The organism is Streptomyces sp. NPDC002643 (assembly GCF_053592555.1).
In genome coordinates, this window is sequence record NZ_JBSFVY010000003.1 from 281,508 (window position 1) to 306,094 (window position 24,587).

Genomic DNA, 24,587 nt, shown 5'->3' on the forward strand with positions numbered 1-24,587 from the left:
CCTCGTCGTCCTCGTTTGCGTCCTCGACTGCTTCACCAGGCGACCGGGAGCGCCTGGAGACCGTTGACCATCGCGTCCTGTTTCCAGCGCAGCTCGTGCTCGGGGACGGCCAGCCGCAGCCCGGGCAGCCGGCTCAGCGTCCGCTCGATCGCCACCTGGAGCTCCAGCCGGGCCAGATGGGCGCCCACGCAGTAGTGCACGCCGTGTCCGAAGCCGATGTGCGGGTTGACCGGGCGGTCCAGGACGAGACGCTCGGGCTCCTGGAAGACCTCCGGATCACGGTTGGCGGCGGCGGTGGCGATCATCACCGCCTCGCCGGCCCGGATGGTGACCCCGTTCAGATCGACGTCGGCGGTCGCGTACCGGGGCAGATTGAAGCCGGTGAGCAGCGGCACATAACGCATCAGCTCCTCGACGGCCTTGGGGATCAGCTCCGGCCGCTCCCGCAGCCGGACCAGCTCCTCGGGGTTCACGAGCAGCTGGTGGAAGAAGTTGCCGATCTGGTTGGTGGTGGAGACGAAACCGGCGATCAGCAGATCGCAGGCGATCGACAGCAGCTCCTCCTCGTCGATCAGGCCCTGCTCACGGCAGGCCCGCACCAGAGTGGTCAGCAGGTCGTCGCCCGGCTCGCGGCCCCGCAGCTCCAGCACGGCGACCATGTACTCCATGAACGCCCTGCCCTCGACGGCCAGCACCTCGGCGGGCGTGACCGCGGAGAGGACCGTCTCCGCCCAGTGCCACAGCATCCGGTGGTCCTTCGCCGGGATGCCGAGCACCTCGCAGATGATGGTGGTCGGCATCGGGATGGCGAAGTCCTCGACCAGGTCGGCCGGTTGGCCCGAGGCGACGAGCCCGTCGATCAGCTCGTCGGCAAGCTCCGCGGCCCGCGTCCGCAGCCTCTCGACCCGGCGGGCACTGAACTCCCGGGCCACCAGCTGACGCAGCCGGGTGTGCTCGGGCGGCTCGGTGGAGAACAGCCCGGCGCCGGTACGGGCCACCGGACGCATCCTCGGCTGGTCCCGGCCCATCGAGGCGGCCAGACTGAACCGGGGGTCGGCCAGCACCGCCCGGACGTCCTCGTACCGGGTGATCAGCCAGGCGCCGTCGCCGTACGGCATCCGGATGCGGGCCGGTGGCTGCTCGCGCAACTCGGCGTAGGCGGGCGGGAGTTCGAGGCCGCGTGGTTCGAAGGGATAGGATAGGGGCTGCTGCTGACCGAGCATGGGCGGATTCGTCTCTCCTACGGGGGCGGGGACGGCGGCGGGCCGCTGCCGTGTGTCCGGGCCGGGGCGGTCCGCCCCGGTGGCGGTGTCAGGTCGCATGGGTGTCGGCTCCGGTGAGGATCGAGCGGACGAGACGGGCGTTGTGGGCGATGGACGCGTGGTCGAGCATCTCGGCGTGGGAGCCGAAGCCCTTGAGGACGGTCGTACGGGTGGCCGAGCTGCCGTGCCAGGCGCCCTCGTAGCCGGGCTCGTGGAGCGCCACCTTCTCGGCGTCGGAGATCACGTCGATCGCCGCGGCGACCGTCCCGACGTTGGGTGTCCGGCTGCAGAACAGCAGGTAGTCGCGGGCCTGTTCGCGGGTCTCCTCGGCGACCACGGCCGAGCCGGTGTGCCGTCGCAGATGCTCGGCCAGCTCCTGCTCGAAGACCCGCACGTGTTCGTCGGCGAGGTCGTAGGACCGCGCGATCCGATGCGAGTCGACGATCACCACATGGGCGACCGAACGGCCGCGCCGCTCCAGCTCCTTGGCGACCTCGAAGGCGAGGTTGCCGCCGAGCGAGTAGCCGAGCAGGCTGCAGGGCCCTTCCGGCTGGAGCGACTCGACGAGGTCCGCGTACCGGTCGACCTTGTCGTCCCCGGACACGTAGTTGAAGGCCACCGACCGGTACTCCGGCAGATGGGCCGCGAACTGCCGGTAGACCAGGCCATGGCCACCGGCCGGCGGGAAGCAGAAGAGGGTCCGCTCCCGCTCCCGGTTGAACCAGAGGTACGGCTCGGCGCCCTCGATACGGCCCGTGATGATGTGCTCGACGGTACGGGCCATCCCGTGCAGGGTGGTGACCTCGAACAGCCGGCTGACCGGGATGCTGATGTTGAACTCGGCCCGCAGACCGTGGATCAGCTCGATCAGCCGGATCGAGGAGCCACCGCACTCGAAGAAGTCGTGCTGGAGCCCGGGCTCCCGGATGCCCAGCAGCTTCCGCCAGTGCTCGGCCATCCGGACCTCGTACAGCGTGACCGGTGGCTCGACGGACCGCTCCCCGGCGTCCGCCTCGGGGGCGGGCAGCGCGGCCACGTCCACCTTGCCGTTGACCGTGAGCGGCAGCGCGGGCACTTCCGTGAAGTGCGTCGGGACCATGAAGGTCGGCAGCCGGCCGGCCAGATGGCGGCGGAGCGCCCGCCGGTCGAGGGCCTGCCCGGGGGCCGGTACGCAGTAGGCGCACAGCACCTGCTCGCCGCCCCGGTCGGGCCGGACGGTGACCACCGCCCGCTCCAGCTCGGGCCACTCGGCGAGCCGGCTCTCGATCTCCCCCGGCTCGATCCGATGACCCCGCACCTTGATCTGCGAGTCGGCCCGGCCCAGCAGATGCACCCGGCCCTCCGCGTCCCAGCGGGCGAGATCGCCCGTCCTGTAGAGCCGGACCGGCTCGGTGCCGTCCGCGCCGCCCAGCGGCAGGGTGACGAACCGGCGAGCGGTCTCCTCCTCGTCGCCCGCGTAACCGAGGGCCACACCCGAGCCGCCGATCCACAGCTCACCGGTGACACCGGGCGGCACCGGACGGCCGTGCGGGTCGAGGAGATAGAAGGCGCTGTTCGGGAACGGCCGCCCGATCGGGACCATCCGGCTGGGCTCAAGACCGTCGACCGGCCCCTCGAAGCAGGAGCTGTCGATGGTCGCCTCGGTGAGGCCGTAGGAGTTGACCAGCCGGGTCGACGGACCGCACAGGGCGCGCAGCCGCTCGTACTCCTCCACCTTCCAGACGTCCGAGCCGACCACCAGCAGCCGCATGAAGTCCAGCCGCAGCCCGGAGCGTTCGCACGTCTCGACCAGGACGCGGACCACCGCCGGTACGAACTCGGCGGCGTCCACCCGCTCGGCGCGCATCACCTCGTGCAGCCGGGCGGTGTTGAACAGCAGTTCCCGGCCGACCAGCACCAGCGTCCCGCCCGAGCAGAGCGCGCGGACCACATCACCGGTGAAGACGTCGAAGGAGGGGCCGGCCATCTGGAGGTGGACCCTGGCGTCGGTGTCCAGCCGGTACTCCGTGCGCCAGGCCTGGTAGGCGGAGGCCAGATTGCCGTGACCGACCCGAACGGCCTTGGGGCGGCCGGTGGAGCCGGAGGTGCAGATGACATAGGCCGGGTCGTCCGGGTGTACGGGTACGTCGATGAACGCGTCCTTGTCCGTGAGGCCGAACCCGCCGTCCTCCGCGCCGAGTTCACCAGGCGTGACCACCTGGGCGGACAGTCGCCCGAGCCGGTCCCGGTCGGCGGCGACCGCCAGTCCTGCCCCCGTCCGCTCCACCATGTACGCCAGCCGGTCGGCCGGGTCGCCGGGGTCGAGGGGCAGATAGGCGGCGCCGGTGCGGAGTACCGCGAGCAGGGTGACGATCAGCTCCGGTGACTTCTCCAGGCAGAGGGCCACCACCGTGCCGGGCCCGGCGCCCAGCGCCCGCAGCCGGGCCGCGACCCGCGCCGAGCGCTCGGCCAGCTCGCCGTAACCGATCCGGACGGTGGGGCCGGACTCGGCGGGCATCACCACCGCGACGGCCTCCGGGTCGGTCGCCGCCGCACGCAGGATCAGCTCGTGCACCGGCTCCTCGTGCGCCACCCGGCGGTCCGCGCCGCTCCACTCGCCGAGCACCAGGGCCCGTTCCGCACGGCCGAGCAGCTCCAGCCCGGTCGCCGGCCGCTCGGGTCCGACCGTGGTCAGACCCTCCAGCAGGTTGACGTAGTGCCCGGCCAGCCGGGCCATGGTCTCAGGGTGGAAGAGGTCCGTGTTGTACTTCAGGACGCAGTGGAACCGGTGCTCCGACTCGTCCTCGTACGCGGACAGGGTCAGGTCGAACTGGCCCTCTTCCTCGGGGAGTTCGATGTACTCCAGGCGGTAGCCGTACTTCTCGGTGGCCACCTTGTGGTGGAGCAGGATGAACATCGCCTGGAAGACCGCCGAGCGGCTCGGGTCGTGCCGCAGCCCGAGCTTCTCCACCAGCAGCACGAACGGGTACTCCTGGTGGTCCAGCCCGCCCAGCACCGTGGTGCGCACCCGGTCCAGCAGCTCGGCCACGCTCGGCTCACCGGCCAACGACACATGCAGCGGCAGCGGATTGACGAAGTAGCCGTAGACACCGGCGAACTCCTCGTCCGTACGGCCGGTCACCGGGCTGCCGACGATGATGTCGTCCTGGCCCGCGTAGGCGTGCAGCAGCAGGTAGTAGGCGCTCAGCAGCACCATGAACACGGTGACGTTGTGCTCGCGGGCCAGTGCGTGCACCCGGGCGCTCAGCTCCTCGTTCAGGACGAAGAACTCGGAGGCGCCGTTGTGGGTCTGCACCGAGGGGCGCGGCTTGTCGGTGGGCAGACCGAGGACCGGTACGTCGGCGGGCAGATGCGAACGCCAGTAGTCGAGCATCCTCGGCGCCTCACGCCCGGCGAGGAACTCGTTCTGCCGGTTGAGGAAGTCGAGGTAGCGCGCCCCGACCGGGGGCAGCTCGGGTGCCCGGCCCCGCCGCAGCCCCTCGTAGACCGCGAGCAGTTCCTCGATGAAGGTGAACGTGGAGATCGCGTCCGAGACGATGTGGTGGACGGCCTTCATGATCACCCAGCGGGCCGGGCCGCGCCGGAACAGCCGGAACCGCACCAGCGGGTCGCGCTCCAGGTCGTACGGCCTGCGGTACTCCCGGACGATCATCGTGTGGATCTCGTCCCAGTCCAGGTGCTCGACGTCGACGACCCCGAAGTCCGGCTCCACCTCGGCGGAGATCCGCTGCACCGGCTGCCCGCCGTCGAGTACGAAGTTGGCCCGCAGACCGGGATGCCTCTCGACCATGGTCCGGAAGGCGACGGCCATCAGCTCCGGCTCCAGCTCCACCCGGACCTCGACCGCGCCACCGATGTTGTAGGCGAAGCCGTCCGGGTTGAGCTGCTTGAGGAACCACAGCGCCTTCTGATTCTGCGTCAGCGGGTACGACGACTCGTCCTCGTACCGCTCGACCTCGGCCCCGCCGGTCGGGCCGCCCCGCTCCTCGTCGATCAACTCGGTCAGGGAGTCGTGCAGTTGGGCGACCAGCTCGGCCACCGGTGCGTCGCTGAGGAGGGCCACCACCGGGAGGGTGGTGCCGAGTTCGGTGGTGAGGCGGGCCCGCAGCTCCATCGCGAGCAGCGAGTCCAGACCGAGGCCGCCGAGCCCGCTGTCCGTCTCGATCTGCTCGACCGGCACCTGGAGCACACCGGCGACCACCGAGGTGAACCACTCGCCGAGCAGCGCGGCCCGCTCCTCCTCCCCGGCGGCCCGCAGCATCTCCAGCGGCCCGGTCCGCTCGGCGTCGGGTCCGGCCTCCGGGGCGGTGGCGGCCAGCTCGGCGACCAGCGGCGGCGGAGCCGGATACCAGGACAGGAAGACCGGCCAGTCCACCACCGTGGCGATCAGCAACTGCGCCCGGTCCTGGCCGAGCACCCGCTCCAGTACGGCCATACCGGTCTCCGGGGCCAGTGAACTCATGCCCCGGCTGTTGCGGTAGTGGTCGATCAGGCCCAGCTCCTCGATCATGCCGGTGGCCCAGGGACCCCAGTCGAGGCTCAGCGCGGGCAGACCGAGCGCCCGGCGGTGGTGCGCGAGTGCGTCCAGGAAGGCGTTCCCGGCGGCGTAGTTGGTCTGTCCGGCGGTGGTCAGCAGGGAGGCGATCGAGGCGAACAGCACGAAGTGGTCGAGTGGTTCGCCGGCCAGCTGCCGGTGCAGGGCGAGAGCGCCGAGCACCTTCGGGCCGTACACCGCGTCGAACGTCTCCCGGTCCAACTCGCCCACCAGGGTGTCCCTGACCTGCCCGGCGAGGTGGAAGACGCCACGGATCGGCGGCCGGTCCAGCAGTCGGTACCCGGCCAGCCAGGCCGCCAGCGCGGACTCGTCGGTGATGTCCAGCGACACGGGGACGGGCTCGGCGCCGAGCGCCTCCAACTCACGGAGGAAGGTCACGCGTTGGGCTTCGGGGCTCGTCGGGTCGAGCTCGCGCCAGTGCTCGCGCGGCGGGAGGGGCCCCCGGCCGATGAGGATCAACCGGCGGGCGCCGCGCCGGACCAGGGTGCGGCAGAGCAGCCGGCCGAGCGCGCCGAAGGCACCGGTCACCAGATACGCGGCGTCCGGGCGGAGGCTGGGCGGCAGCGGCCGGCTCAGCCCCTCGGGGCGGCGCAGCCGGCAGGTGAGCCTACGGCCTCCGCGCAGCGCGACCTCGTTCTCGTCGGCGAGCGCGAACTCACGCAGCAGGGCGCTCGCCTCGTCCCCGGTGTCCCCGGCCGGGCCGAGGTCCACCAGCTTGCCGGGGTGACCGGGCAGCTCCTGGTGGCGCAGCACCCGGCCGATGCCCCAGGCGGGGGCACCGAACGGTTCGACCCGCTCGCCGGGGGCGGTGGCCTGCGAGGATCGGGTGACGATGTGCAGCCGGCAGTCCGGCAGTTCGGCCGACAGCAGGCAGGCGAGGGCTACGAGGCTGTAGGCGGCGGTGGGGTCGGCCGTGGCGGCGTGGGTGTGGGCCTGGGCCTGGGCGTCGGTGTCGCGGGGGCCCGCGGCCGTCGGTTCCGGGTGGTCGAGGTTCCAGAGGTGGACGACGGTGGTCGGGTCGGGTGTGCCGGAGGTCCGGCGGGCGGCCAGGAGCCGGGTGAGGTCGGTGGCGGAGGCGGGGTCGACGGTGGCGGGGCGGCCGTCCCCGGCGGCGCGGTACCCGGTGCCCGGCCGGACCAGCTCGCAACTGCCGCCGCGTGCGGTGATCCGCTCGGCCAGTGCCTCGGCGACGCCCTGCCGGTCGGCGAACAGCAGCCAGTGGTCCGGCTGCCCGGCCGACAGCGCGGAGGCACCCGGGGTGTCCGTCGTGTCGTGGGCGTCCGGCAGCTCCGTCCAGACCGGTTCGGCGAGCCAGCCGTCGATGGTGGCCGTGCCCACCGCAGTGGCGGCACGCTCGACATCGGCGGCCCGGAACCCGGTGATCACGCCGAGCGCCACGCCCCGCTCGTCGTACACCGCGAGGTCGCCGACCAGTTCGGTGCCGGTGTCCCGGGTGACCGTGGCGTGCACCCACAGCGGTCGGTCGCCGACCGGGTCCAGCCGGACCTCCTCGATGGCGACCGGCAGCCGGATGCCGGAGCCCTGGGCGAGCGGCGCCGCCAGCTGCGGCGTCAACAGGGTCTGGAAGAAGGCGTCCATCACCACCGGGTGCACCTGGTGGTCCGCGCCCTGCCCGGCGACCTCCGTCGTCGGCCGCACCCTGGCGAGCGCTTCGCCGGGGCCGATCCAGACCTCCTCGATGCCCCGGAACGCAGGGCCGTAGTGGTAGCCGAGCGCGGCCAGCTCCGCGTAGCAGTCGGGCCCGGGGAGCTGCCGGACGGCCCGCCCCAGGACCGCCGCGACATCCAACGGCCGGGCGGGACGGCGGCGTTGACCGGGCCGGACGGTGCCGACGGTGTGCACGGTCCGTTCCGTGCCCTCCCCGGCGGGCGTGGCGATGGTGAAGGCGCCGTGCTCGGCGGAGAGGGTGAGGTGGACGGCGCGGCTCTCCTCGTCGGACAGGAAGAGCGCCTTGCGCAGCTCGACATCGGCGAGCGCGGCGTCGGTGCCACCGGTCAGCGCGCGCACCGCCTGGACGGCCATCTCCAGGTAACCGGCGGCGGGGAAGAGCACATTGCCCTGGATGCGGTGGTCCTCCAGATACGGCAGCGCCTCGGCGTCCAGCCGGGCCTCCCAGGCCGGTTCGGCGCCGGGCAGCCGGCGGCCGAGCAGCGGGTGGTCCACCCGGCCCTGCCGGACCTGTGCGACCGGGCGGGGCTCGACCCAGTGCCGGTCCCTGCGGAACGGGTAACGCGGCAGCGGGACCGTGCGCCCGGCGGGCTGCAGCACCGACCAGTCGACCTCGACACCGAGGGTGTGCAGGGCGGCCAACGAGGTGGTGAATGTGGCCCGTTCGTCCTCCTGGCGGCGGATCGAGGGCAGCGTACGGACCTCGGGGAGCCCGGCGGCGCCGCCGACCCCGCGGATGCCGCCGGCGCGGGCGTCACCGGTTCGGGCGGTGGCGCGGTCGGGCGTGGGGGCGGTGGCGCGGGCGGCTGCGCGGGCCTCGACCGTCTCGACGATGGAGCGGCCGAGCACCGGGTGCGGGCCGATCTCCAGGAACAGCCCGTATCCGTCGTCGGCCATGCGCTCGACCGCCTGCCGGAAGCGGACGCTGTCCCGGACGTTGTGCCACCAGTAGTCGGCGTCCAGCTCGGTGCCGTGCGCGGTGCCCTCGCGCCCGGTGAGATAGAGCGGCACCTGGGCCGGACGGGCCTTGAGATCGGCCAGCGACTCCAGCAGCTCGTCCTTGATCAGCTCCATCCTGCTGCTGTGGTACGGCACTTCGACGGTCAGCGGGCGGGCGAAGACCTGCTCGGCGGTGAGCGCGGCGGCCAGCTCGGCCAGTACGGTCGTGTCCCCGGCGAGGGTGAGCGAGGTGGGGCTGTTGACGGCGGCCACCGACACCGCGTCGCCGTACGGGCGGAGCCGGCGGACCGCCTCGGCCTCGCCGAGCGCGACGGCGAGCATGCCGCCGCTGCCGGCCAGCCGCTGCTGGAGCCGGCTGCGGTGGACGACGACCTTGACGGCGTCGGCCAGGTCGTAGACGCCCGCTTCGTGGAAGGCGGCCACCTCGCCGGTGGAGTGGCCCACGACGGCGTCAGGGTGGACCCCGCGGCTGCGCCAGAGCGCGGCCAGTCCGACCTGGACGGCGAAGTTGGCGGGCTGGGCGAGCCAGGTCTCGGCCATCCTGGAGTGCGCCTCGTCGGCGGCGAGTTCATCGAGGAGGGACCAGCCGGTCAGCTCGGCCAGATGCTCGGCACAGCGCTCTACGGCGTCCCGGTAGACGGGCTCGGTGGCGAAGAGCTGCCGCCCCATCGCCCACCACTGCGGGCCCATCCCGGTGAACACCCAGGCCGATCGCCGCTGTTGGGGCGCGAGGCGGTGGCCCGTGACCACACGGGGGTGCGCGTCGCCGCGCAGATAGGCGCCGAGCGCCTCGTCCAGCGAGGTACGGGCGGCGGTGTCACGGGAGTCGTAGACCACCGCGAGCCGGGCATCGTGGTGCTGACGCCGATGGGCCAGGGTGTGACCGAGATCGGCGGGACGGGCCGGAACACCACCGCGCACCCCGGCCAGCTCGTCCCGGACACCGGCGGCCAACTCGGGCAGGGCGACGGCTTCCCGGGCGGAGATCGGCAGCACCGTCCAACAGGGCTGACCATCCCCCGCCCCCACCTGACCGCCTTCGTCGACGTCAAGCACTTCCTCGGGGACAGCGGCCTCCTCGTCCTCGACTGCCTCCGGCGCGGCCTCCAGCAGGACATGGGCGTTGGTGCCGCCGAAGCCGAAGGAGTTGACCCCGGCCCGGGCTGGCCCCTCGTGGGCGGGCCAGGGGGTGGGCTCGGTGGGGATCTCGTACGGCAAAGTGGTGGCGTCGATCGCGGGGTTGAGCCGCTCCAGGTTGATGTGCGGCGGGATCAGCCGGTGTTTCAGCGCCAGCGCGGACTTGATCAGCCCGGCCATGCCCGCCGCCGACTCGGTGTGCCCGATATTGGTCTTGACCGACCCGACGTAGCACCTGTCGCCCGGCCGCCGGCCGACCGCGAGGGCCCGGGCCAGCGCGTTCGCCTCGATGGGGTCGCCGACCGGTGTGGACGTGCCGTGCGCCTCGACGTACTGCAGGCTGCCGGGGACGATCCCGGCCTCGGCGCAGACACGCTCGATCAGGGCGACCTGGGCGTCGGGGTTGGGCACGGTGATGCCGTTGGTGCGGCCGTCCTGGTTGACCCCGCTGCCGATGACGACGGCGTGGATCGGGTCGCCGTCGCGTACGGCGTCGGAGAGCCGTTTCAGCGCGACCACCGCGACGCCCTCGGCCCGGACATAGCCGTCGGCGGACGCGTCGAAGGTGCGGGAACGGCCCTGGGGGGAGAGGAAACCGCCCTTGGTCTCGGCGATGGTGTACTGCGGGGTGAGGTGCAGCAGGGTGCCGCCGGCCAGCGCGAGATCGGTCTCGCCGCGCAGCAGGCTCTGTGCCGCGAGGTGGACGGCGACCAGGGAGGAGGAGCAGGCGGTGTCGAGGGAGACGCTGGGGCCGCGGAAGTCGAAGCAGTGCGAGATGCGGTTCGACACCATCGTCATCATCGTGCCGGTGGCGGTGTGCGCGGCGAGCGTCTCGAAGGAGAGGTCGGAGAACTGGACGATCTTGTAGTCCAGGGTGAACGCGCCGATGTAGACGCCGACTTGACGGCCCGCCAGCTCGGCCGGTTTCTGTCCGCCGTCCTCCAGCGCCTCCCAGGCCACCTCCAGCAGTTTCCGCTGCTGCGGGTCCATGTGGTCGGCCTCGCGTCCGCTGATGCCGAAGAAGGCCGGGTCGAACTCGTCGAACCCGTCGATGTAGCCGCCGCGTCCGCCGACCAGCCGCCCCGGCTTGGCCTTGTCCCGGCTGCCCAGGGTGGCCACGTCGTACCGGCTGCGCGGGGTGGGGGTGATGCAGTCCTTGCCCTCGACCAGGTTCTGCCAGAACGTCCGATGGTCACAGGCCCCGCCAGGCAGCCGGCACCCGATCCCGATGATCGCGATCTTCTCCGTGCCCTGGCCGGGGACGCCGACGGGGGGCGGGCCGGTGGGGGAGGGGGCGAGAGAGGGGGCGGGCCCGGCAGTGGTGTCCCGGGCGGCGGGGACCGCGGACGCCGTGGAGAAGGCGGCGGTGGGGACGTCCAACGAGGTGGAGAGTTCCAGGGCGTTGGCGGCCGTGGTGTCGGAGCGGGGACGGGCGGTGGTGGTATCGGCGGGGTCGGGGGAGGGGACGAGGCATGAATCCGTCATGGTCGAGTCCTTGAGACGCTGCGTTCGCACGCGCGGCCCGGTGTGGGGGCCGTACGGGCGTGGGGACGTCGGCGCGCGCCCCGGTCCGTGCGGGCCGGGAGCCGGGTCGGCCGCGGGGGCGCGCCGCGGAGGTCGGGATGGAGCGGGACGGTTTGACGATGGGGTGGCGACGGGGCGGTGGCGGGCCACGGTCGGCCGGCACGCCGGGCCGAGCGGGTCTAGCCGGTGGAGCGGCGCACCCCGGGTTGGCCTGGTGGGGAGTCGTCGGCGCGGGTGGGCCGGCGCCAGGCATGGAGACGACTGGCGAGCACCGCGCCGGTCCGGGGAGAGTCGGCCTGGTCGGGCAGCCCCGACGTGACCGTGCGCCGGCCGGGCCGCCGGGTGAAGCCGCCGAACGCGTGGTGGAGCGCCGGGTACGCGACATGGCGCAGCGGGATGCTCAACTGCCCGCGCATGACGCCCCCTTGTTCCCGTCACCGTCTGGTCACCGACAGTGTTCGCTTCGATACTAAGGGTGTTGGGCGGCTCAATGCGAGGGGGTCTCGGAAGGAATCGGAAGGAAAAGAATTGTTCGGATAATCAGTTGGAAAAACACCCGCCAGAAAGTGAGGTGATTCGGCCATTCGGGGGGTGTCACAGCGTGCTGCTCCGTCCGGTCTCACTGGTGAAAGACCTGCCCGGTCTCTCTGGTGACGGACGAGGAGCAGAGGTAGCCCATGCTTGAGATCCTGATCGTCGGTGGTGGTTACGCGGGCTTCTACACCGCGTGGGGCCTGGAGAAGTCGTTGCGGGCGGGTGAGGCGCGGGTGACCGTCGTCGACCCCCGGCCGTACATGACGTACCAGCCCTTCCTGCCGGAGGTGACGGCCGGTTCGGTGGAGGCGCGTCACGCCGCGGTGTCGCTGCGGAGGCATCTGCGCAGAACCCGGCTGATCGCGGGCAGCGTGACCCAGATCCGGCACGCGGACCGGACGGTCACCGTCCGTCCCGTGGACGGGAAGGACGACGGGAAGGGCAACGGGAAGGACGACGGGAAGGGCAACGGGAAAGACTACGAACTGCGCTATGACACGCTCGTCGTCACCGCCGGTGCCGTGACCCGCACCTTCCCGATACCCGGACTGGACCGGCAGGCCATCGGGTTGAAGCACGTGGAGGAGGCGGTGGCCATCCGGGACCGGCTGCTCACCGCGTTCGACCGGGCGGCCTCGCTGCCACCCGGCGCCGCACGGCGCAGGCTGCTCACCGTCGTGTTCGTCGGCGGCGGCTTCACCGGCGTCGAGGGCTTCGGCGAACTGCTGTCCCTGGCGACCGGGATACTCAAGCACTACCCCGAACTCGGCCCGCGGGACCTGTCGTTCCATCTGGTCGAGGCCCGGGACCGCATCCTGCCCGAGGTGACCGACGGGCCGGGCGCCTGGGTGGTGCGCTCCCTGGAACGCCGTGGCGCGCATGTCCATCTCGACACGCGACTCGTCTCCGCCGTGGACGGGCACGTCGTGCTCTCGGACGGGGAGGAGTTCGACGCGGAGTTGATCGTCTGGACCGCCGGCAACGCCTCAAACCCCGTCGTGCACAATCACACGGATCTGCCGGTCGACGAGCGGGGTCTGCTCGTGGTCCGCCCCGATCTGCGCGTCGGCACGGACGAGGCGCCCGTACCCGACGCGTGGGCCGCCGGAGACGACGCCGCCGTCCCCGACCTGGCCTCACCGGTCCCGGGCACCCGCACGGTGCCGAACGCCCAGCACGCCGTACGGCAGGGCAGGCGCCTGGCGAAGAACATCGCGGCGAGCCTGCGCGGACGCCGCGTCCGGGACTACCGCCACAGCGGCCTGGGCGTGGTGGCGACCCTGGGGCTGGGGCGCGGCATCTTCCAGTACAGGTGCATCGTCATCAAGGGACCGCTCGCCTGGCTGATGCACCGGGGTTACCACGTCCTGGCCGTGCCCACCTGGGAGCGCAAGGTCCGCGTGCTCGCCGTCTGGCTCACCGCGGCCCTGTTCGGCCGGGACCTCGTCTCCCTCGCCTCCGTCCAGCACCCTCGCGACGCGTTCGTCACCGGCGGCGAGGTGCCCCGCTCCGACGCCACGCGGACCGGCGACGCCACGGCCGTATGAGCACGGCCGACGCGGTCACCAGACACACGGCCCACTGGGGTGCGGTCAGCGGTACGGTCCCGAAGACCCCGCCTGCCCAGGGCAGTTGGACGACGGCGACCTGCACGGCGAGGACACCGGCCAGACACAGCCACAGCGCACGGTTGCGGAGCTGATGGCGGCCCAGCAGGGGGCCGTCGTCCGCCCGGGCGCTCAGGGCGTTGAACGGCTGGCACAGCACGAACGTGGTGAACGCCATGGTCAGGGCGGTGTCCGGACCGATGGACGAGCGGGCGACGGCGAACAGCGTCACGGTCGCCAGGGCCATGACCGCACCGGCCCAGCCGATGGCGAGGAGCCGGCGGAGGTCCAGGATGCGCTCACGGGGGTCGCGCGGCGGCCTGCGCATCACATCGTCGGGGGCGGGATCGACGGCCAGGGCCATCGCGGGCGGACCGTCCATGATGATGTTGACCCACAGCAGTTGGGCCGCCGTGAGCGGGGAGGGCAGTCCGGCGAGGGAGGCGCCGAGCAGGGTCAGGATCGCGCCGACGTTGGTGGCCAGCTGGAAGCGGACGAACTTGACGATGTTGGCGTAGATGGCCCGCCCCTCGCGGACGGCCCGCACGATCGTGGAGAAGTCGTCGTCGGTGAGGACCACATCGGCGGCCTCCTTGGCCACGTCCGTGCCGGTGATGCCCATGGCCACGCCGATATGGGCGGCCCGCAGCGCCGCCGCGTCGTTGACCCCGTCACCGGTCATGGCGACGATGTGCCCCCGGTCCGTCAGCGTCCGCACGATCACCACCTTGTGCTCCGGGGCGACACGGGCGAACACACCGATCTCGTCGACGCGTTCGGCGAGTTCCTCCTCCGTCATCCGGTCCAGTTCGGCGCCCGTCACGACATCACCGGCGATACCCAGCTCGCGGGCGATGGCCGTCGCCGTGTCGGCGTGATCACCGGTGATCATCTTGACGGCCACTCCCGCCGTGCGGCACAGCGCCATCGCCTCGCGTGCCTGCGGGCGGGGCGGATCGGCGATCCCGGCGATCGACACCAGGGTCAGACCGGGCAGCGCGGCCGGGGTGAACTCGCCCGGTTCGCCGTCCGGTTCGTCGCCCGGCTCACCGTCCAGCAGGGCGGTGGCCGCGCCCAGGACGCGTAGCCCGGCGCCGCCGAACCGCCCGGTCACGGCGAGGATCTCGGCCCGGTGTTCTGCGTCGAGGGGGCGCACACCGTCCTCGGCGCGGACGTCGGCGCACAGGTCAAGCAGCACGTCGACCGCGCCCTTGACGTGGACGCGGGTGCGGCCGTCGGGTCCGGTGTGGAAGGTGGCCATGTACTTGGTGGCCCCGTCGAAGGGCAGCTCGCCCGCCCGGGGCAGCTCCGTACGCAGCCGGTCGGCGTCCACACCGGCCTTGGCCGCCAGGACGACCAGCGCGGCCTCCGTGGGGTCGCCGATGACCCGGCCGTCGGCCACATGGGCGTCGTTGCACAGGGCGAAGGGCAGCACCGCGTCGCGGAGACCGTCGGAGGAGGACCCGCCCTGCGGGCCGTGGACGCGGAGGGCGCCCGCCGTTCCGTAGCCGTCCCCGGTGACGTCGTACAGCCTGCCCTCGGCCCACAAGGTGCGCACGGTCATCTCGTTGAGGGTCAGCGTGCCCGTCTTGTCGCTGCACACGACCGTGGCCGCACCGAGCGACTCCACCGACGCCAGCCGTTTGACGACGGCACCGCTTCGGGCCATACGGTGCACACCGAGTGCCAACGTCAGGGACAGCACGGCGGGCAGGCCCTCGGGGATCGCGGCGACGGCCAGGGCCACCGCCTGCAGCCCGACATCCGAGAGCGACGCGCCCCGGATGAGCGCGCTCAGGGCGTAGACGACGACCGCGGCCCCGCTCAGCAGGGCCAACCGTCGGCCCAGGCTGTCCAGTTGGATCTGGAGCGGGCTTGGCGGCTCCTTGCCCGCGCGCAACGCCTCGGCGACGGCGCCGAGTTCGGTGCGCATCCCGGTGGCCGTGACGATCATCTCCGCACGGCCCCGGGCCAGCGCGGTGTTCATGAACAGCATGCTGGTGCGCTCGGCGAGCGCCACCGGGGCGGCCGAGCCGGGCTCCACGGCCGTCACACTCTTGGCGACCGGCTGGGACTCACCGGTCAGCGCGGCCTCGGCGACCTCGACGCTCTCCGCGACCGTCAGCCGACCATCGGCCGGTACCCGGTCGCCCGCCTCCATCAGCACCACGTCCCCGGGCACCAGGGACCGCGCCTCCACCACCAGCTCGCCACCGTCGCGGCGCACCCTCGCCGTGGGCACCAACATGCCGCGCAGCGCCTCCAGACTGCGCTCGGCCCGCCGCTCCTGCCCATAGCCGAGCACGGCGTTGATCAGCAGTACCACGGTGATCACCAGCGCGTCCCGGAGATCACCGATGACTCCGGCCACCACGGCGGCGATCAGCAGGATGACGATCAGCCAGTTGCGGAACTGGTCCAGGAACTTCAGCCACTCGGGGCGCCGGGCCGGTTCCGACAACTGATTGGGGCCGTGGACCGCCGCCCGCTCGGAGACCTGGCGCGGGCTCAGCCCCACTCCCGGGTCGACCCCGAGCCGTTCCGCGACCTCGGCGGGGGTCTGCCGATAGGCGTCCGGTTCACCGGAGGGCGTCCGCGCCGCGATGTCCGCGCGTGCGACCTCCCTCGGTGGTTGCCCGTCCAGCGTCGTCATCGCTCGATTCCTCTCCGGCGGCGGTCATCACGAAGGGACACGGTTCCCCTCGTATGACCCGGCAGACGGTGTGGATGTGACACATGGCGTCGGCGACCACCCAAACGGTGTGTGTCACAGCCGGGCGGGCTGTCCGGTCCATTCCGTGTGAGGAAGGGAGCACGTCATGGACGCGAGCCAAGAGGTCAGGCGCGGCCTGATCGACATCGAGAACTTCCTGTACGAGAGGGCCCATCTGCAGGCGGCGCACGAGCGCGTGGCGGACTTCACCGCACGGGCGCCGGGGCTGACACCGGCACAACGGACGGACATCGAACGGTGGTATCTGCGGGAGCAGACCTATGTGGCCCACATGGTGACGGAACACATCGCCGACAGCATCAACGTCGTGGAGGAGCAGCACCGGGTCCGCATCCGGCGCTGGCTGAGGGGCACGCTGACCGCGATGACCCTGATCACCGTCACGATGATCGGTGTGTGCGTGGTGGTCGTGGAGACGGTGCGCTGAACGCCGGTGCGGACGGCCGCCGTCGGGACGGGGTGTGCCTAGGAGCGCCTGGCCCGGTACAGGCCCCGCCCGGCTCGCTCCACACGCGACGCGCCGACCAGACGGTCGAGGGTGCTGCGCACACCGTTGATGCTGCCGCTGTCGGTGTCACGGCCGAGCGCCGCGGCGACATCGCGGGCCCGTACGTCCACATCGCCGAGGCCGGCGAAGTACTCCATGATCTGCTCGGTGAGCCTGCCGTACGACTTCCGCCCGTCCGTGTCCACGGGTTCGGCCGAGACGGTCTCGACTCGCGGTGCGGACGAGGCGTGTTCACCCTTCGGCTCGCCCGCAGCGGACTTGACCCGCGGGTCGCCCGAGGCGGGCCCGACCTGCGGTTCGGACGCCGTCGCGGTCTGGGCGCGCATCAGCGGTTCAAGGGCGCCGAGGGCCCGCCGCACCGAACCGAGATGGGCCGACACCGCGGCCAACTCCCTTTCCAGCGCCTCCTTCTGGACCTTCAGACGGGCCAGGTCCGCCTGAAGGCTCTCGGCGGTGGCCTCGATGTCGTGCGCCGTTGCGGAGACCATGTGCACCCCTCGTCCTCGACCCGACGTCATCATAGGCAACGACCCGTGCCGCTGTGCCACCGTCTGACATCACCTCTTCTATGCACGCCATGTATACACCGCATGTATAGTCCCGCCCATGCCAATGAGTGACACCTTCTTCAAAGCGGGCGCGTGGCTCCGTGAACTTCGTCTCGGTTTACGCTTCGCCGTGGCCGGCGGCCGCGGCGGCTGGACGAGAACCGCGCTCACCGCGGTCGGGGTGGGGCTCGGCGTGGCCCTGCTGCTGCTCGCCGCGTCCACACCGAACATCCTGTCCGCCCGTGCGGAGCGCGGCGACGCCCGGCAGCCGTCGAACGTCATGTCCGAGACCTCGGTGGCGCGCTCGGACTCCTCCTTCCTGTGGCTCTCCGGCGACACCGACTTCCGGTCCGACCGTGTGGGCGGGCTGCTGCTGCGCGCCGACGGCCCCGGTGCGCCCACCCCGCCCGGAGTCGCGACGTTCCCCTCCCCCGGCGAGATGGTCGTCTCCCCGGCCCTGAGAGAGCTGCTCGACACGTCCGGGGGCGCTTTGCTGAAGGAGCGTCTGGACCATCGGATCGTGGGCACCATCGCGCCCTCGGGTCTGCTCGACGCCGGCGAGCTCCGCTACTACGCGGGCAGCGACCGCATCACCCCCGAGGGCGGGGCCGTACGCGCCGCGCGCTTCGGATACGTCTCCGACGACGACCCCCTCGACGCGTCCCTGTATCTGCTGGTGGTGATGGTCTGCGTCGTGCTGCTGGTGCCGGTCGGCATCTTCATCGCCACGGCGGTGCGGTTCGGCGGCGACGCCAGGGACCGCAGGCTCGCGGGGCTGCGGCTGGTCGGCGCGGACCGTCGTACGGTCGCCCGGATCGCCGCCGGGGAGGCGCTCTTCGGCTCGGTCCTCGGCGTCGCCGTCGGCGCGACGCTGTTCCTGGTGGGGCGTCAGACGGCCGGCCTCGTACGTCTGTGGGGCGTCGGCGCCCACCCGGGTGACATCGTCCCGCGCCCCGGCCCGGCAGTACTCGTCGCCGTCGCGGTGCCCCTCGCCTCGGTGGTGGTGACCCTGTCCGCGATGCGCTCGGTGGCGGTGGAACCCCTCGGTGTGGTCCGCCGGGCCCGACTGCGGCGCGGGCGGCTGTGGTGGCGGCTGGTTCCGCCGAGCGCGGGCATGGCGATCCTGCTGCTCTCCGACCGGGTCACCGCCCCCTCCCAGGAGGTCGCCGCGTTCCCCGTCGCCGTGGGGGCGGCGCTGGTGCTGGTGGGCCTCGCCGGTCTGCTGCCCTGGCTGGTCGAGTGGACCGTGGCACGGCTGCGGGGCGGCCCCGTGCCGTGGCAGCTCGCCATCCGCCGACTCCAGCTGTCCAGCGGCTCGGCGGCACGTGCCGTCAGCGGCGTCATGGTGGCCACGGCCGGGGCGATCGTGCTGCAGCTGATGTTCGGCGCCATGCAACAGGGCTTCATGAACCCTTCCGGAAGCGCGGACGGCGGAGGAAGCGGCGCGAGCGCCGGCCGGGCTCGGACACCGGACCTCACCCTGATGTCGACGCACGGAGACCCCGCCGCCACCACGCGGTTGGAGGACGGACTGCGCCGTACACACGGTGTGACAGCGTCGTTCGCCCTCACCTGGGCGTATGTGCACGGCGCCGAGCGGTCGTCGGTGACCTCCCTGACCGTCGGTGACTGCGCCCGACTGCGGAAAGTGGCCCGCCTCCCCTCCTGCCGGGACGGCGACACCTTCGTCGCGCACAACCCCGGTGACACGGCGGGCAGCCGGTATGTGGACGAGACGGCCAGGCCCGGCAAGGCCGTCACCCTCCAGGACTACGGCCTGGGCGGCGAGCGCCGCACACTGCGGTGGACGCTGCCGAAGGACAGCCCGGTGGTGACGACCGTGCCCGACCCGATGGGGGAGCGGCACGACGGAATCCTCGCCACCCCCGGTGCCCTGCCGCGCGGCGCCCTGCCGGGAGCCCAGACGCAGGCGGGCGTTCACACAGATCCCCGCGTGGCCGACGTGGCGGACCTCGTCCGCAACACGGCCGCCCGGGTGGACCCGGCCATCGATGTGACGGAACGGCAGAACCGGCAGCGGGACAAGGAGTACGAGTCGGTCCAGACGGGCCTGCTGGTCGGCGGCACGCTGATGATGGCGCTGATCGCGGCGAGCATGCTGGTGACCCAGATCGAGCAACTGCGGGAGCGCCGACGTCAGTTGTCGGTCCTGGTGGTGTTCGGTACGCGGCGCTCCACACTGGCCTGGTCGGTGCTGTGGCAGACGGCCGTCCCGGTCTTCGTCGGTACGGCACTGGCCTCCGCCGGAGGTCTGGCGCTCGGCCGGGTGATGCTGGACATGGTGCGGAAGCCCGCCGAGGACTGGTGGGTCTTCCTGCCGTACACAGCGGTGGCCGCGGGGCTGGTGCTGCTGGTGACCTTGGTGAGTCTGCCGCCGCTGTGGAGGCTGATGCGGCCGGAAGGGCTGCGTTCGGAGTGACCCTGTCACAAAACCGGGCCGAGCCCTGTCTTAAGAGGGAGATACGAGGGAACCGGTCGTGATCTTCCGCGACGGCGGGCCCCGAGGACCTCAGCCGTACGGCACGTCACGCGGTCGACGCGTGGTCACGCTCCTGGACGATCGCGACCGGAGGAACGGAGACAGCAGGACCATGGATCATGAGCCGGCCCCCATGACGAGTGACCTGGAAGAGGCCGTTTCCGTTTTCCTCCAGCACCGCAACAGGCTCTTCGGCATCGCCTACCGTGTGCTCGGCAGCGCGGTCGAGGCCGAGGACGTGGTCCAGGACGTGTGGCTGCGCTGGCAGAACACCGACCGCACCGTGGTGACCAGCCCGGTCGCCTTCCTCTCGACCGCGACGACCCGACTGGCCATCAACGTCGCGCAGTCCGCGCGGGTGCGCCGGGAGACCTACATCGGACCGTGGCTGCCCGAACCCGTGGACACCAGCGCGGACCCGGAGGTGGGCGCACAGCGCGCGGAGGCCATCGAACTGGCGCTGCTGCTGGTGCTGCAGAAGCTGAGCCCCGCCGAACGCGCCGCGTACGTCCTGCGCGAGGCGTTCGACTACGCCTATCCCGAGATCGCCGAGATCCTCCAGCTCAGCCTGGTCAACGTACGGAAGATCGTGAGCCGTGCGCGGAAGCATCTGTCGGCGGAGCAGCGGGAGAGCGTGGACACGGCGGAACACAGACGTCTGCTCGGCGTCTTCGTCTCGGCGGCCCGGACGGGGGACGTGGCCTCGCTGGAGGCCCTGCTCACCCCCGACACCGTCAGTCTGTCCGACGGCAACGGAATGCGCGGGTGCGCCCGAATCCCCGTGACGGGCCGGGCGCGGGTGGCCAAGCTGGTCACCTATCGGGTTCTCTGGCGGGAAGCGGAGACCAGACTGGTCGACGCCAACGGCTCCACGGGCGTGATGGTCTACCGGGCGGGCGAACCCATCGCGTTCATGACGATGGCCGCCTCGAACGAGGGCATCCACAGGCTGATGTGGCTGTTCACCCCGAGCAAGATCGCCGCATTCCTCGATTCGCGTTCCCGCTTCGCTCCCTCAACCATCGCCCCCCGGTGAGGGGTTCCGGCGCGAGCCGGGCGCACCGTGGGGTGGTGGCTGGTTCCAGGGGCGGAGTTTGTCGGGGTTGAGGACGGCCCAGACCTGTGCGACGCGATGGTCGGCGATGTCGAGGCTGACGACGGCGACGACCTCGTGGTCGTACCGGGCGACGAGCCCGGTGGCGCCGTTGACCGAGTGAGCCGCCAGGGTGGTGTGCGAGCGGGTGGTGCGCGAGCGGCCGGCCAGCAGGGTGAGCAGGCCGCGGGCGACCCGCTCGCTGCCGTGGACGGGGCGGGCCGGTACCCGGACCTTGCCGCCGCCGTCGAAGAACGCGGTGACGTCCCCGCACAGCAGCGACGCCAGCAGCTCGGCGTCCCCGCCCGCACACGCCCGGCACACGGCACGGGCCAGCGCGTCGTGCTCGGCCGCCGACGTGGGCCGCGCACGCCGTAGCCGAAGACTGCGCCGGGCCCGGTCGGCGAGTTCGGCGCACTCCCGCTCCCCGCGCCCAGCGATGTCCGCGTCCGCGCCCGGAGCCGTCCCGAAGGCGTTGTCGACGCTGTCGACGCCGTCGAGGCCCGGGAAGGCCGGCCGGCCCAGGCAGAGCCGCGCCACCGTCCTCGTCAGCCACCGCCGGGGCACCGGGATCTCCGCGCGCGCGGCGTCGGACAGCCCGTACCACCGCCGGTAGGCCGCGCCCACCACGGCCTCCGCCTCACCGGTGCCGCCCAGCATCCAGGAGGCGACATCCAGCAGTTGGCGGCGCTCCTCGACCAGCTCCCCGATCGACACCGCCCCGGTGTCGTCCATACGCCAACCTCCTCGCGCCCGGCTCAATCCGTTAGACCGGGAAGCCACGGATCTTGTGACACCGGCCGACGGGGCGCCGTCCGGTGTCACACATGGGCCGGTCGCGTGGTCTGAAGGGAAAGCCCCGGCCCCTTCACGGAAGACATGCCCTCTCCCGGAGACAAGGCTTCTCCCGAGAAACGTGATCGCATTCCGGAGCCTCTCGCCGAACGACGAACCCCGGAGGTTTGTTTGCCATGGCAGTTGAACGAGGAGACTACGCGACGTACTGGCGTGAACGGGCGGCCTGTCTGCGCGAAGACCCCGACCTTTTCTTCCCCATAGGAGCCGGCGGTCTGACCCTCGAACAGATCGACGCGGCCAAGGCCGTCTGCGCCCGTTGTTCCGTCCTGGAGCAATGCCTCGAATGGGCCGTGGAGACGGGGAACGTGGAAGGCGTCTGGGGCGGTACGACGGAGAGCGAACGCCGGGCGATGAGGCGGTACGGGACCCGCCGGGCCAAAGGCACGATCACCACCGCGGCATGACGTCACATCCACACCGTGTGCCCGGTCATATGAGACAACCCCAACGGTTCATGAATGGTGGTCGAGTCATGGGTGACGGGAGCCGGGACAGTGGAGCGCGGCCACGGAGGAAAGGGGAAAGGCTCGCCGATTGGGCCGATGGCCGCCTGGGCGTCCACGGCCTGATCAGGACCGGGGCGCGAAAAGCCTTTCCGGACCACTGGTCTTTCCTGCTGGGCGAGATATGCCTCTACAGCTTCGTCATCGTCGTCGTCACCGGTGTGTATCTGACGCTGTTCTTCCATCCGTCGATGAACGAAGTGGTGTATCAGGGCGGTTACGCGCCGCTGCGGGGTCAGAGAGTGTCGGAGGCATTCGACTCGACCATGCGCATCTCCTTCGACGTCCGTGGCGGACTGCTGATACGGCAGGCCCACCACTGGGGGGCACTCGTCTTCGTCGCCGCCATGCTCGTCCACATGATGCGGGTGTTCTTCACCGGCGCCTTTCGAAAGCCCCGCGAAATCACCTGGGTTCTCGGTTTCCTGCTGCTGATCCTCGGGATGTTCGGAGGCCTGACGGGATACGACCTTCCGGACGATCTGCTGTCCGGGACCGGGCTCATGGTCGTGAACGGCACTTTGCTGTCCATCCCGGTCGTCGGAACCTATCTGTCGATGTTCCTCTTCGGCGGTGAGTTCCCCGGGGAGGATCTGGTGGCGCGTTTCCACACCATCCATGTGCTGATCATCCCCGCCCTGATGGTGGCACTGCTCGTCGCCCATCTGTTTCTGGTGCTCCGCCACCGGCACACGCAGTACCCGGGGCCGGGGCGGAGCAACACCACTGTCGTGGGCCTGCCGCCGAAGGTGCGGGCCGTGAAGTCCGCCGGGTTCTTCTTCCTGGTCGCCGGCGTCATCTTCGTCATGGCGGCGGTCGCGCAGATCAACCCGGTCTGGCTGTACGGCCCTTACCGTCCCGACCAGGTGTCCGCCGGATCGCAGCCCGACTGGTACATGGGCGTGGCCGACGGGCTGCTGCGGGTCATGCCCGGCTGGGAGATCACCTTCTGGGGCCACACCCTCGCCCTGGACAATCTGATCCCGCTGCTGGTCGGCGTGGGGCTCTTCCTCGCCCTGGGCGCCTATCCGTTCATCGAGGCGTGGGTGACCGACGACGACGGCGAGCAGCACCTCCTCGACCGACCGCGCAACCGCCCGGTACGAACGGCACTCGGCGTCGCCTGGCTCACCTTCTATCTGGTGGCCCTGATCGGCGCCGCCAACGACATCATCGCCCTCCGCCTCCATGTCTCGGTCAACGCGGTGACCTGGGCCGTGCGCATCGGCCTCCTCGTGGCCCCCGTCCTCGCCTACGCCATCACCAAGCGATGGGCCCTCGACCTCCAGTACCGGGACCGTGACCTGGTGCTGCACGGCCGTGAGACCGGTGTCGTCAAACGGCTGCCGCACGGCGAGTTCGTCGAGGTGCACGAGCCGCTCGGCCAGGAGCGACTCCACGCCCTCACCCAGCACACGCAGTACGAGCCGATCGGGGCCGGCGCCCCGAACGAGGGGGACGGCCCCGCCGCCGCACCCCGCCTCGCCCGGCGGCTACGTGCCGGACTCAGCCGGCGCCTCTACGGCGAGGGAACCCAGATCGCCAAGCCGACCGCGCGGGAGTACAAGGAGATCACCGGCCAACACCGCCACTGACCACCCCTCACCGCCCCGGTATCGGCCCGCACGCGTGCGGGCCGTCGGCGTCCGCGACGAGCACCTCCTCCAGCCGGGCGAGGTCACCGGCCCGCGCCGCCGCGAGGAACGCCTGTACGAGACGGCGGTACGCGACGGAGTCCACCGGCTGCACGTGATCGTGCGCGGCGATGCGCTGCTGGGCGCGAGTGACCTGCTGCCTCGTATTGGCCACGCTCAGGCACAGGATCTCGGAGATCCGGCGGTACGGGTAGCCGAAGCCCTGCCGCAGGACGAACGCGGCACGCTGCCTCGGCGTCAACGTCTCCATCAGCAGGAGCACCACTCGCTCCACGGTGTCCTGCCGTTCGGCCGTCGCCTCCGGGGTCGCCCGGGTGTCCACCAGCTCGGGGAGCCAGGGGGTGGCACAGGATTCCCGGCGTCTCCAGGCGGACTGGACGACATTGATGGCCAGCCGGACGGTCGTCGTCCGCAACAGCGCCCGGGGGTTCGCGACGGCCCTGCGCTGTGCGCCGTGCCAGCGCACCCAAGTCTCTTGCAGTACGTCCTCGGCGTCGTTCGCGTTCCCGACGATCCCCCCGGCGATCCTGAGCAGTCCGGGCCGGGCACGGACGAACACCGAGGTCGCCTGATCCAGACCGTCGATCGCGGGGGCGGGCGCCGAAGCCGTCCCATGCGTGGCATCCGCCGTGCCTGCCGTACCCTCCGTACCTCCCGTGCCCGCGGTACCCCCCGTACCCGTCGCGTCCGTCGCGTCCGCCGTGTCCGCCGTGTCTGTTGTGTATGCCGTGTCCACTGTGTACGTCGTCCTCCGGCCTTCGCCGGCTTCGGCCAGGTAGGTGTCCATGACCGGTTCCTCCGCTCTGTGGGGCAGCGGCTCCAGGGCCGCCGGGACCAACGTGGAGCAGGGAGGGAGCCGATCGCGCCCTTGAATGCCGTAGGGCGCTTCGTGGTCGTTCCGTGGTGATCCGTGGCCGGGC

At 71.6% G+C, this 24,587-nt stretch carries 13 protein-coding genes; 6 read left to right on the plus strand and 7 right to left on the minus strand.

Annotated features, from left to right (window positions below; genetic code table 11):
* Positions 1-32 precede the first annotated feature (32 nt).
* The 3 genes from ACWD4G_RS06025 to ACWD4G_RS06035 all read right to left on the minus strand — a co-directional run bounded on the left by ACWD4G_RS06025 (position 33) and on the right by ACWD4G_RS06035 (position 11,543).
* The gene (locus tag ACWD4G_RS06025) at positions 33-1,322 is read right to left on the minus strand and encodes a cytochrome P450 (RefSeq protein ID WP_451290979.1); all 1,290 of its coding nucleotides are present in this window, start codon (positions 1,320-1,322) and stop codon (positions 33-35) included.
* Positions 1,312-11,088, minus strand: coding sequence for a non-ribosomal peptide synthetase/type I polyketide synthase (locus tag ACWD4G_RS06030; protein WP_451290980.1), 9,777 nt, complete (start codon positions 11,086-11,088; stop codon positions 1,312-1,314). The genes ACWD4G_RS06025 and ACWD4G_RS06030 overlap by 11 nt, the downstream gene beginning before the upstream one ends.
* 218 nt (positions 11,089-11,306) lie before the next feature.
* Positions 11,307-11,543, minus strand: coding sequence for a hypothetical protein (locus ACWD4G_RS06035; RefSeq protein ID WP_451290981.1), 237 nt, complete (start codon positions 11,541-11,543; stop codon positions 11,307-11,309).
* Positions 11,544-11,804: 261 nt separating this feature from the next.
* Here ACWD4G_RS06035 and ACWD4G_RS06040 point away from each other — a divergent pair, with 261 nt between their 5' ends.
* Complete coding sequence (locus ACWD4G_RS06040) at positions 11,805-13,208, plus strand: NAD(P)/FAD-dependent oxidoreductase (RefSeq protein WP_451290982.1); 1,404 nt, start codon at positions 11,805-11,807, stop codon at positions 13,206-13,208.
* Here the strand turns inward: ACWD4G_RS06040 and ACWD4G_RS06045 are convergent.
* The gene (locus ACWD4G_RS06045; RefSeq protein ID WP_451290983.1) at positions 13,147-15,921 is read right to left on the minus strand and encodes a cation-translocating P-type ATPase; all 2,775 of its coding nucleotides are present in this window, start codon (positions 15,919-15,921) and stop codon (positions 13,147-13,149) included. The genes ACWD4G_RS06040 and ACWD4G_RS06045 overlap by 62 nt on opposite strands.
* Positions 15,922-16,087: 166 nt before the next feature.
* Between ACWD4G_RS06045 and ACWD4G_RS06050 the strand changes: the two genes are divergently transcribed.
* Positions 16,088-16,429, plus strand: coding sequence for a hypothetical protein (locus ACWD4G_RS06050; protein ID WP_451290984.1), 342 nt, complete (start codon positions 16,088-16,090; stop codon positions 16,427-16,429).
* A 38-nt stretch (positions 16,430-16,467) separates the two neighbouring features.
* Here ACWD4G_RS06050 and ACWD4G_RS06055 read toward each other — a convergent pair whose 3' ends face one another.
* Positions 16,468-16,998, minus strand: coding sequence for a hypothetical protein (locus ACWD4G_RS06055; RefSeq protein ID WP_451290985.1), 531 nt, complete (start codon positions 16,996-16,998; stop codon positions 16,468-16,470).
* A 118-nt stretch (positions 16,999-17,116) separates the two neighbouring features.
* Here ACWD4G_RS06055 and ACWD4G_RS06060 point away from each other — a divergent pair, with 118 nt between their 5' ends.
* Both ACWD4G_RS06060 and ACWD4G_RS06065 read left to right on the plus strand, forming a co-directional pair.
* Entirely contained in the window at positions 17,117-19,498 is a 2,382-nt protein-coding gene (locus ACWD4G_RS06060) for an ABC transporter permease (protein WP_451290986.1), read from the plus strand.
* A 193-nt stretch (positions 19,499-19,691) separates the two neighbouring features.
* A complete protein-coding gene (locus ACWD4G_RS06065; RefSeq protein ID WP_451290987.1) occupies positions 19,692-20,594 on the plus strand; it encodes a sigma-70 family RNA polymerase sigma factor in 903 nt (300 codons plus the stop codon).
* Here ACWD4G_RS06065 and ACWD4G_RS06070 read toward each other — a convergent pair.
* On the minus strand, positions 20,574-21,386 hold the full coding sequence (locus tag ACWD4G_RS06070; RefSeq protein ID WP_451290988.1) for an RNA polymerase subunit sigma: 813 nt from the start codon (positions 21,384-21,386) through the stop codon (positions 20,574-20,576). The genes ACWD4G_RS06065 and ACWD4G_RS06070 overlap by 21 nt on opposite strands.
* 236 nt (positions 21,387-21,622) lie before the next feature.
* On the opposite strand from ACWD4G_RS06070, the gene ACWD4G_RS06075 reads away from it, so the two are divergent.
* Together ACWD4G_RS06075 and qcrB are read left to right on the plus strand one after the other, a co-directional pair.
* Positions 21,623-21,913, plus strand: coding sequence for a WhiB family transcriptional regulator (locus tag ACWD4G_RS06075; protein WP_451290989.1), 291 nt, complete (start codon positions 21,623-21,625; stop codon positions 21,911-21,913).
* Between the two features lie 68 nt (positions 21,914-21,981).
* On the plus strand, positions 21,982-23,607 hold the full coding sequence (gene qcrB / locus ACWD4G_RS06080; protein WP_451290990.1) for a cytochrome bc1 complex cytochrome b subunit: 1,626 nt from the start codon (positions 21,982-21,984) through the stop codon (positions 23,605-23,607).
* Between the two features lie 7 nt (positions 23,608-23,614).
* Here qcrB and ACWD4G_RS06085 read toward each other — a convergent pair whose 3' ends face one another.
* On the minus strand, positions 23,615-24,454 hold the full coding sequence (locus tag ACWD4G_RS06085) for a sigma-70 family RNA polymerase sigma factor (RefSeq protein ID WP_451290991.1): 840 nt from the start codon (positions 24,452-24,454) through the stop codon (positions 23,615-23,617).
* Between the last annotated feature and the right edge of the window lie 133 nt (positions 24,455-24,587).